The following is an 8,766-nucleotide window of genomic DNA, read 5'->3' as shown; positions in this document are numbered from 1 at the left end:
GCCGCCTCCGTACGCGCCGCCGTCCTGACCGGCGTCCGCAGCGAGGACCTCGATGTGCGCGACAGCCGCCGCGAGACGGTCCGCGCGTACGCCCCGTACGGCCTGATCATCGTGGTCTTCTCGCTCGCGCAGATACCGCCGTTCAAGGACTGGGCCGCGGCCGCCACGCAGTCCTTCGACTGGCCGCTGCTGAACGTCGCGGGCCCCGACGGCAAGCCGGTCGGCGGCAACGTCCTGACGCTCCCGCTGGTCGCCACCGGCGGCACGCTCGTCCTCCTCGCGGGGGCGGTCACCGCGGCCGTCCTGGGCGTGCGGGCGCGCGCCGCCGTCAAGGAGTGGCTGGCCACGGTCCACGAGCTGCGCTTCGCCATCCTGACCGTGACGTCCGTCCTCGGCCTGGCCTACGTCATGAACCTCTCGGGCCAGGCCGCCACCATCGGCCACTTCGTCGCCGCGGCCGGCGCGGGCCTCGCCTTCCTCTCGCCCGTACTGGGCTGGTTCGGCGTCGCCGTCTCCGGCTCGGACACCTCCGCGAACGCCCTCTTCGGCGCCCTCCAGGTCACCGCGGCCCAGCAGTCCGGTCTGTCGCCCGAACTCCTCGCCGCGGCCAACAGCTCCGGCGGCGTCCTCGGCAAGATGATCTCCCCGCAGAACCTCACCATCGCCTGCGCCGCCGTCGGCCTCGCGGGCCGCGAGGGCGACCTGCTCCGCAAGGTCCTCCCCTGGAGCCTGCTGCTGCTCCTCGTGATGTGCCTGATCGTGCTGGGGCAGAGCACGGCGGTACTGGGCTGGATGCTGCCCTGAGAGCCCGCGTCCGGGCCCGCGCAGGGGCCCGCCGACCGGCTTCCGACCGTCGGTTTCGGGCCGGAAGCCGCCCTACGGGCCGTCGTTCACCGATGGTTCACGGCGGGTCCACAGATCTTCCCGGTAGCTTGGGGTTCCCGAAGAGAACCTCAGGAGGGTGGCTGTGGCTGATCTGTCGCAGATCGTGAAGGCGTACGACGTGCGCGGCGTGGTCCCCGACCAGTGGGACGAGACCCTGGCCGAGCTGTTCGGTGCGGCGTTCGCCCAGGTCACCGAGGCGGAAGCGATCGTCATCGGGCACGACATGCGGCCGTCCTCGCCGGGCCTGGTCCGTGCGTTCGCCCGTGGCGCTGCCGCGCGCGGGGCCGACGTCACCGAAATCGGGCTGTGCTCCACCGACGAGCTGTACTACGCGAGCGGCGCGCTCGGCCTGCCGGGCGCGATGTTCACCGCCTCGCACAATCCGGCCCAGTACAACGGCATCAAGATGTGCCGGGCCGGCGCGGCACCGATCGGCCAGGACACCGGCCTCGCCGAGATCCGGGCGCTGGCCGAGGAGTGGCTGGAGAAGGGCGCGCCCGAGCCCGTCGCCGAGACCGGCTCCGTCACCCAGCGCGACGTGCTGGGCGACTACGCGGCGCACCTGCGCTCGCTGGTCGACCTCTCCGGCATCCGCCCCCTGAAGGTCGTCGTGGACGCCGGCAACGGCATGGGCGGTCACACCGTTCCCACGGTCTTCGAGGGCCTGCCGATCGAGCTCGACCCGATGTACTTCGAGCTGGACGGCACCTTCCCGAACCACGAGGCCAACCCGCTGGACCCGAAGAACATCGTCGACCTCCAGGCCCGCGTCCGGGAGACCGGCGCCGACCTCGGCCTGGCCTTCGACGGCGACGCGGACCGCTGCTTCGTCGTCGACGAGAACGGCGACCCCGTCTCCCCGTCCGCGATCACCGCGCTGGTCGCCTCCCGCGAGCTGGCCAAGGAGCCCGGCTCCACGGTGATCCACAACTGCATCACCTCCTGGTCCGTGCCCGAGGTGGTCAAGGAGAGCGGCGGCAAGCCCGTCCGCACCCGGGTCGGTCACTCCTTCATCAAGGCCGAGATGGCCAGGACCGGCGCGATCTTCGGCGGCGAGCACTCCGCGCACTACTACTTCCGCGACTTCTGGAACGCCGACACCGGCATGCTCGCCGCCATGCACGTCCTGGCGGCCCTCGGCGGCCAGCAGGGCCCGCTGTCGGGCCTGGTCGCCCAGTACGACCGGTACGCGGCCTCCGGCGAGATCAACAGCACCGTCGACGACCAGACCGGCCGGCTCGCCGCGATCAAGGCGGCCTACGAGGGCCGCGAGGGCGTGGAACTGGACGAGCTGGACGGCCTCACCGTCACCACGGCCGACTGGTGGTTCAACCTCCGCCCCTCCAACACCGAGCCGCTGCTGCGCCTGAACGTCGAGGCGCGGGACGTGACCACGCTGGAGCGGGTACGGGACGAGGTTCTGGCCATCGTGCGCGGATAGCCGCGCCCGCGGCTGAGCCGAAGGGCGGCCGGCGGCGGCCACAGACCGCCGCCGGCCGCCCAAAAGCACCCCTCACCGCCGCCCGGCGGTACGCTGACGAGGGGAAACACATCATCACCCTGAAGGGGTCGCTCCATGCCGGTCGAAGCCAGCCTCCTTGAGATCCTCGCCTGCCCGGCGTGCCACGCCCCCCTGGCGGACAAGTCTGCGGACGACCCCGCCGAGCTGGTGTGCACCGGCAGCGACTGCGGCCTCGCCTACCCCGTACGCGACGGCATCCCCGTCCTCCTCGTGGACGAGGCCCGCCGACCGGCCTGAGCGCCCGCGCCCCAGGCCGGCCCCGCCGCTCCGCCCAGCCAAGTCCGGCGACCGGAAGGCAGCACACCATGCTCGACGAGTCACTCCTCGACGCCCCCGAGGCCCTGGCCGAGGCGGACCGGTACGGCCTGCTGCGCGCCGTGGCCGAGTCCGGCGCCCGCGTGCGCACCGCCGCGCGGAACGCCGCCGAGGCCGGCATACCGGACCTCACGCCCGACGGCCGCCCCCGCACGGTCCTCGTCGCGGGCCCCGGCCCCGCCGCCCCCTGCGTCGCCGACCTCTTCGGCGCCCTCGGCGGCGGCAGCTGCCCCGTGTCGCTGATCCGGCCCACCGGCGTGGCCCCCGTCCCGGGCGCGCTGCGCTGGTCCCTGCCGGGCTGGACGGGCTCGCTGGACCTGCTGCTCGTCGCGGGCCCCGACGGCGCCGACGCGGGCCTGGCGGAGCTGGTCGAGAACGCCTACCGCCGGGGCTGCTCCATCGTGGGCGTCACCCCGGCCGGCAGCCCGCTCGCCGACGCCATCACGCAGGCCCACGGCCTGGCCGTACCGCTCGCCACCACCTCGTACGACGGCGAGTTCGACGTCGAGGGCGCGCCGCCCGCCGCGCCCGGCACCCTCTGGTCGCTGCTCACCCCGCTGCTGGCGCTCGCCGACCGGATCGGCCTGCTCGACGCCCCGGCCGACGCGCTGTCCCGGCTCGCCGACCGCCTCGACCAGGTCGCCGAGCACTGCGGCCCGGCCACCGCCACGTACAGCAATCCGGCCAAGACCCTCGCCGCCGAGCTCGCCGACAGCCTCCCGCTGGTCTGGACCGAGGGCCCGGTCGCCGGGGCCGTCGGCCGGCACTTCGCCGCCGTACTGACCGGCCTCGCGGGCCGCCCCGCGCTCGCCGCCGAGCTCCCCGAAGCGCTCACCGCGCACGGCATGCTGCTCGCCGGCGCCCTCGCGGCCGGTGCCGACCCGGACGATTTCTTCCGCGACCGGGTCGAGCAGCCCGGGGCGCTGCACGCCCGCGCGCTGCTGCTCCGTGAGGGCGCGCCGGGCCCGCTGTCCGCCGCGCCCGCCGCCCGCGACCTGGCCCTGGAGCGGGACACTCCGGTCAGCGAGCTGGAAGCGGAGCCCGACGGCAGCCCCCTGGAGAACGCCGCACAGCTCCTGGCCACCACGGATTTCGCCGCCGTTTACCTGGCGCTCGCCGGCGCCGAGGGATCATGAGGCGGGGCGGTGCGCCGTGCCCTGGCGGCCCGCGCCGCCGCCCGGCCGCCGGTCCCCTCCCGAACGACCCCTGACCGTCCCCTGTCGTCCCTATCGACCACTACAGGAGCCCGCCCGCCATGGACCGCCTCACCAACACCGTGCGCCCCTACGCCTGGGGTTCCACGACCGCGATCCCTTACCTCCTCGGCGTCGAGCCGACCGGTGAGCCGCAGGCGGAGATGTGGATGGGCGCCCATCCCGGCGCGCCGTCCCGCGTCGACCGGGGCCTCGGCCCCCAGTCCCTGGCCGAGATCATCGACGAGGACCCCGAGCACGAGCTCGGCACCGACTCGGTACGCGCCTTCGGTCCCCGGCTGCCCTTCCTGCTGAAGCTGCTCGCGGCCGGCTCCCCGCTCTCCCTCCAGGTCCACCCCGACCTCGCGCAGGCCAAGGAGGGCTTCGCCGACGAGGAGCGGCGCGGCGTGCCCCTGAGCGCCGGTCACCGCAACTACAAGGACGCGAACCACAAGCCCGAGCTGATCTGCGCGCTCACCCCCTTCGACGGCCTGTGCGGCTTCCGGCACCCCGAGGAGGCCGCCGAGCTGCTCGCCGGACTCGGCGTCGACAGCCTCAAGCCGTACGTCGACATCCTGCGCGCCGGGCCCGAGGAGGACGCCCTCCGCGAGGTCCTCACCGCCGTCCTCACCGCCGACCGGCACGCCATGGCCGAGACCGTCGGCGAGGCGGCGGCCCACGCCGAACGCCTGGGCAAGGCCGGCGGCCCGCACGCCGAGTCCTACGCCGCGTACGCCTCGATCGCCCACCACTACCCGGGCGACCCCGGCGTGATCGCCGCGATGCTGCTCAACTACGTGACGCTGCAGCCCGGCGAGGCCCTGTTCCTCGGCGCCGGCATCCCGCACGCCTACCTCAACGGCCTCGGCGTCGAACTGATGGCCAACTCCGACAACGTGCTGCGCTGCGGCCTCACCCCGAAGCACGTGGACGTCCCCGAACTGCTGCGCATCGTCCGCTTCGAGGCGGGCGACGCGGGCGTGCTGCGCCCGGAGGCCGGCCCCTCGGGCGAGGAGGTCTACGAGACGCCCATCGACGAGTTCCGGCTCTCGCGCTACGTCCTGGCCCCCGGCTCGGCGGCGGTGCCCCTGGACGCCCGTACGCCCCAGGTGCTGCTGTGCACGGCGGGCTCGGTCGTCCTGCGGGACGCGCCCGGCGCGGCGTCCGCGGGCCGGGAACTGGCGCTCGCGCCCGGTGAGTCCGCCTTCGTCCCGGCCGGGGAGGAAATCACCGTCGACGGCGAGGGCACGCTCTTCCGCGCGACAGTGGTGGCCTGATGCAGGCCCCTGGGGCGGGCTGCAACAATGACCTTCCCAAGTGGTTAAAGGGGCAGTAAAGCCCGGTCGACGGAAGGGACATGCGGCACTCATGAGTGCATCAGGTGGCACCAAGGCCATCGTCGCGGCGCTGGGCGCCAATCTGGCCATCGCCGTAGCGAAGTTCGTGGCGTTCGCCTTCAGCGGTTCGTCCTCCATGCTGGCCGAGGGCGTGCACTCGATCGCCGACTCGGGCAATCAGGGACTGCTGCTCCTGGGCGGAAAGAAGGCCAAGCGCGAGGCGACGGCCGAACACCCCTTCGGCTACGGCCGCGAGCGGTACATCTACGGCTTCCTCGTCTCGATCGTGCTGTTCACGATCGGCGGCGTCTTCGCGCTGTACGAGGGCTACGAGAAGATCCAGCACCCGCACGAGCTGGAGCACTGGTACTGGCCGGTGGGCGTCCTGGTCTTCGCGATCGTCGCCGAGAGCTTCTCCTTCGCGACGGCCATCAAGGAGTCGAACTCGCTGCGCGGCGAGCAGTCCTGGGCCCAGTTCGTCCGCCGCGCCAAGGCCCCCGAGCTGCCGGTCGTCCTCCTGGAGGACCTCGGCGCGCTGGTCGGTCTGATCCTCGCGCTGGCCGGCGTCTGCTTCACCCTCATCACCGGTGACGCGATCTGGGACGGCATCGGCACGATGTGCATCGGCGTGCTGCTCGTACTGATCGCCCTGGTACTGGCCGCCGAGACCAAGTCGCTCCTCCTGGGCGAGGCGGCCGGCGCCGACGAGGTCGCCAAGATCCGCGCGGCCATCGTCGACGGCGACACCGTCACCCGCGTCATCCACATGCGCACCCTCCACCTCGGCCCGGAGGAACTGCTGGTCGCCGCGAAGGTCGCGGTCCAGCACGACGACACGGCCACGGAGGTCGCCGACGCGATCAACGCCGCCGAGGACCGCATCCGCGCCGCCGTACCGATCGCCCGGGTGATCTACCTGGAGCCGGACATCTACAGCACGGAGGCCGCGGCCTCGGGCACCCCGGTACCGGGCGCCTGACCAGGCTCTTGTGAAGCGGGCCCCGCACTCAGTGGTTCTGAGTGCGGGGCCCGCCTTCTTTTTTGCTGCCGTTCGCTTACTGGTTCTCGTTACTGGATCCCGTTACCGGATCTCGGCGAGTACGGCCATGATCGCGTCGCTGTCCGGCGCCGCCTGCAGCCGCGCCCGGAAGTCCGCGTCCATCAGCTTCCGCGAGAGCAGGGCGAGGATGCGCAGGTGCTCGTCGCCCGCGGCGGCCTCCGGTACGGAGATCATGAAGACCAGCTTCGCGAGCGTGCCGTCCAGCGACTCCCAGTCGATGCCCTCGGCGGACCGTGCGAACCCGACGACCGGCGCGGTGACCGCGTCCGTCTTGGCGTGCGGAATCGCGATCTCCTCACCGAGCCCGGTGGTGCCCTGCGCCTCCCGTGCCAGCGCCACCCGCACCAGCTCGTCCACGTCCGCGACCCGCCCGGTCCCGGCCGCCAGCTCGGCCATCTCCCGAATGGCCGCCTCCTTCTCGGCGGCATCGAGCTGGACCTTGATGGTGGCGGGGGTGAGGTAGCCGGAGAGGACGGTGGTACTGGCCTTGTGTCGGTCGGCGGCTGCGTCCGTGTCCACGGCCGTCGTCCTGTCGTCGACCGTCTCCGGGGCCGGGTCCGCGGCCGTCTCCGGGGCCGGGTCCGCGGCCGTCTCCGGGGCTGTGTCCGCGGCGGTCTCCGGGGCCGGAGTGGCTGTGCTTTCCCGCGGTGCGCCTTCGGTGGCCGTACTCGCCGTACTCGCCGTACTCGCCGCGCCGGCCGTCGTGGCGCCCGCGAGGGCGAGTTCCGCAGCAGGAGCCTCGGCGGCCTCGCCACCGGCCCCGGCCTCGCCGGTCTCCTTGGCGCCCCCGGCGCCAACGCGCCGCTCCGCCATCGACATCAGCGTCACCGTGCACAGCGCGGTGACGACCGTGCCCGCCGCGACCGCCACGAAGAACATCGCGACGCCGCCCACCGCGCCCAGCACGGCCACGATCGGCCCGCCGTGCGGCACGTTGTCCGTCACCGCGGCCAGGCCGGCGATCGCACCGGCCACCGCGCCACCGGCCATGTTCGACGGAATGACCCGTGCGGGCCGGGCCGCCGCGAACGGAATCGCGCCCTCCGTAATGCCGAAGCACCCCATGAACAGCGCCGCGAGGCCCGTCTCCCGCTCCTGGTCGTTGTAGAACCGGCGGCGCAGCAGCGTCGCCAGCCCCTGCCCGAGGGGCGGCACCGGAATCGCGGCCGCGCACATGCCCATGATCTCGGGGTTCTTGGACACCAGCCCCGCGCCGAACAGGAACGCCGTCTTGTTGACCGGCCCGCCCATGTCGAACGCGATCATCAGCCCGAGGATGACGCCGAGCAGCGCCGCGCTGGACCCCGTCAGCCCGCCCAGCCAGCTCGTCAGATGCTCGAAGACCCACGAGATCGGCTGCCCGATGACGTAGATGAAGAACAGCCCCAGCGCCGTCGTGGCCACGATCGGGATCACGATGATCGGCATGATCGGCTGGACGAACTTCGGTACCCGGACCTTCTTGATCCACAGGACCAGATACCCGGCCAGGAAGCCGGTGACGATCGCCCCGATGAAGCCCGCACCCGACTTGGAGTCGTACAGCGCGCCCGTATTGGCGATCCAGCCGCCGATCATGCCCGGTACCAGCGCGGGCCGGTCCCCGATCGCGTACGCGATGTACCCGGACAGGATCGGCACCATCAGCGTGAAGCCGATCGTCCCGATGTCGTTGACGTGCTTCCAGAACGAGCCGTCGGGGATCACGAGCCCGCCGTCGGCCTGCGGATGCCCGCCCAGCGCCAGCGAGACGGCGATGAGCAGCCCGCCCACCACGACGAACGGGATCATGTAGCTGACGCCGTTCATCAGCGCCTTGTACGCGACGCTGCGCTCCTTGCCGCCGGCCGTCCCGGTGGCCGCCGCATCGGTACCGGGGGCGCCGGCGCTCCCAGTACCCGCACCCGCGTCCGCGCCGTACACGGGCGCGCTCCGCACCCGCTCGATCAGCTGCTCGGGATGGTGGATCCCCTCCGCCACGCCGACCACGATGACGCGCTTACCGACGAACCGGGCGCGGTCGACGTCCTTGTCCGCCGCGATGATGATCCCGTCCGCGTGCCTGACATCGTTGTCAGACAGTACGTTCTCGGCCCCGATCGACCCTTGTGTCTCCACCTTCATGTCGTGCCCGAGCGCCTCGGCGGCCTGCGCCAGCTTCTCGGCGGCCATGTACGTATGGGCGATACCGGTCGGGCAGGCGGTCACGGCGAGCAGCCGCAGCCCCTGGCCCTGCTCGCCCTTTTCGGCGCTCGTTCCGGCGCTCGTTCCGGTGCTCGCGACCTCTTCGGACGCTGCGCCCCGGGGGACTGCGCTCTCCGGACCCGGGGGCCCGGCGCCCTCGGGGGGCACCGCTGAACTGCTGGTCACGTCTCTCTCCTCACGATGTGCCGCGCAAGAGCGTGCAAGTGTTCCCGCGCACCCCGCATCCTGCAACAAGAACCCCACCCCTCC

Annotated in this window: 7 protein-coding genes; 6 read left to right on the top strand and 1 reads right to left on the bottom strand. The window is 72.7% G+C overall.

Annotated features, from left to right (window positions below):
• The 6 genes from CCS38_RS17945 to CCS38_RS17920 form a co-directional block, all read left to right on the top strand.
• Positions 1 to 804 (top strand): L-lactate permease (locus CCS38_RS17945; RefSeq protein WP_223734301.1); only part of this gene is annotated, 804 nt, incomplete at its 5' end.
• 163 nt (positions 805 to 967) lie between these two features.
• Positions 968 to 2,326: a phosphomannomutase/phosphoglucomutase gene (locus tag CCS38_RS17940; protein WP_223734300.1), complete on the top strand. Its 1,359-nt coding sequence runs from the start codon at positions 968 to 970 to the stop codon at positions 2,324 to 2,326.
• Positions 2,327 to 2,461: 135 nt separating this feature from the next.
• Complete coding sequence (locus tag CCS38_RS17935) at positions 2,462 to 2,644, top strand: Trm112 family protein (protein WP_223734299.1); 183 nt, start codon at positions 2,462 to 2,464, stop codon at positions 2,642 to 2,644.
• Positions 2,645 to 2,712: 68 nt separating this feature from the next.
• Positions 2,713 to 3,858, top strand: coding sequence for an SIS domain-containing protein (locus CCS38_RS17930; protein ID WP_223734298.1), 1,146 nt, complete (start codon positions 2,713 to 2,715; stop codon positions 3,856 to 3,858).
• 119 nt (positions 3,859 to 3,977) lie between these two features.
• Positions 3,978 to 5,192, top strand: coding sequence for a mannose-6-phosphate isomerase, class I (gene manA / locus CCS38_RS17925; protein WP_223734297.1), 1,215 nt, complete (start codon positions 3,978 to 3,980; stop codon positions 5,190 to 5,192).
• 91 nt (positions 5,193 to 5,283) lie between these two features.
• The gene (locus tag CCS38_RS17920; protein ID WP_223734296.1) at positions 5,284 to 6,231 is read left to right on the top strand and encodes a cation diffusion facilitator family transporter; all 948 of its coding nucleotides are present in this window, start codon (positions 5,284 to 5,286) and stop codon (positions 6,229 to 6,231) included.
• A gap of 102 nt (positions 6,232 to 6,333) precedes the next feature.
• Here the strand turns inward: CCS38_RS17920 and CCS38_RS17915 are convergent, their stop codons facing one another.
• Entirely contained in the window at positions 6,334 to 8,484 is a 2,151-nt protein-coding gene (locus CCS38_RS17915; RefSeq protein ID WP_372457105.1) for a fructose-specific PTS transporter subunit EIIC, read from the bottom strand.
• Positions 8,485 to 8,766 lie beyond the last annotated feature (282 nt).

The sequence above is a fragment of the Streptomyces purpurogeneiscleroticus genome (assembly GCF_020024005.1).
GTDB lineage: Bacteria > Actinomycetota > Actinomycetes > Streptomycetales > Streptomycetaceae > Streptomyces > Streptomyces purpurogeneiscleroticus.
The sequence above is the reverse complement of the archived record's forward strand: the minus strand, read 5'-3'. Positions and strand labels throughout refer to the sequence as shown.

What these genes read in the sequence shown, in the direction of transcription:
- CCS38_RS17935 (WP_223734299.1), top strand. Translation starts at nt 2,462, where the DNA reads ATGCCGGTCGAAGCCAGCCTCCTTGAGATCCTCGCCTGCCCGGCGTGC.
- CCS38_RS17930 (WP_223734298.1), top strand. Translation starts at nt 2,713, where the DNA reads ATGCTCGACGAGTCACTCCTCGACGCCCCCGAGGCCCTGGCCGAGGCG.
- manA (WP_223734297.1), top strand. Translation starts at nt 3,978, where the DNA reads ATGGACCGCCTCACCAACACCGTGCGCCCCTACGCCTGGGGTTCCACG.
- CCS38_RS17920 (WP_223734296.1), top strand. Translation starts at nt 5,284, where the DNA reads ATGAGTGCATCAGGTGGCACCAAGGCCATCGTCGCGGCGCTGGGCGCC.
- CCS38_RS17915 (WP_372457105.1), bottom strand. Translation starts at nt 8,484, where the DNA reads ATGGCCGCCGAGAAGCTGGCGCAGGCCGCCGAGGCGCTCGGGCACGAC.